The organism is Streptomyces sp. B1866 (genome assembly GCF_031932565.1).
Taxonomy (GTDB): domain Bacteria; phylum Actinomycetota; class Actinomycetes; order Streptomycetales; family Streptomycetaceae; genus Streptomyces.
On record NZ_JAVSCF010000566.1, the window covers coordinates 1 to 781 of the forward strand.

General features: G+C 82.8%; 1 protein-coding gene. It reads right to left on the reverse strand.

What is annotated here, in order from left to right; genetic code table 11:
- Positions 1-579 (reverse strand): UbiA family prenyltransferase (locus tag RKE29_RS30220; RefSeq protein ID WP_312008890.1); only part of this gene is annotated, 579 nt, incomplete at its 3' end.
- Between the last annotated feature and the right edge of the window lie 202 nt (positions 580-781).

Genomic DNA, 781 nt, shown 5'->3' on the forward strand with positions numbered 1-781 from the left:
CGTCCCGGCCAGCAGCGGCCCGTCCGCGCCGCGCGTCTCCCGGCGGCCCAGGGCGCACAGCGTCAGCGTGTGCGCGCCGAGCAGGCCCGCCGCCGGGAGCGCGGCGCGCAGCCGCCCGTACCCGGCGCCCAGCAGCACGTCCAGCGCCCGGGCCGCGGCCATCGCGGCGGGCCCGGCCACCGGGTGGCGCTTGACGCCCAGGTCGTACGCCCACACGGTCGCCGCCAGCGGCACGGCGACCGCCAGCGCCCGGCGGCCCTCGGCGGCCGCGGCCAGGGCCAGGCCCGCGCCGGTGAGGCCGGTGGCGAGCGCGAGCGCGAAGCCGGGCGTGACCCGGCCGGAGGGGATCGGGCGGCGCGGGCGCTCGGCGGCGTCCGCGTGCCGGTCCGCGTAGTCGTTGAGGGCCATGCCCGCCCAGTACAGGCACACCGACGCCAGGCCCAGGCCCAGCACGGGCGCGGCGGGCCCCAGCGGCCTGCCCGCCGCCGCCCGCCCGGCCAGCGTGTCGCCCGGCACGGTGAGCGCGGCGGGCGCCCGGACCAGCTCGGCGACCGTGCGCAGCCCCGGCAGACCGGGCACTCCGGGCGGGCTCAGCAGCACGGGCAGGCCGAACGGCCCTGCTGGGTACGGGAGTAGGGCCAGGCGGGGCAGGGCGGTCAGCCCGGTCACTCCAGCCAGCCCGGTTAGGACGGGCAGCGCCGCCAGGAGCGGCAGTCCCGGCACGCCGCGCCGTTCCGGCCCGGGGGCCGGGCGGGCCGGGCTCCGGCGGGCGGCCGGGCCC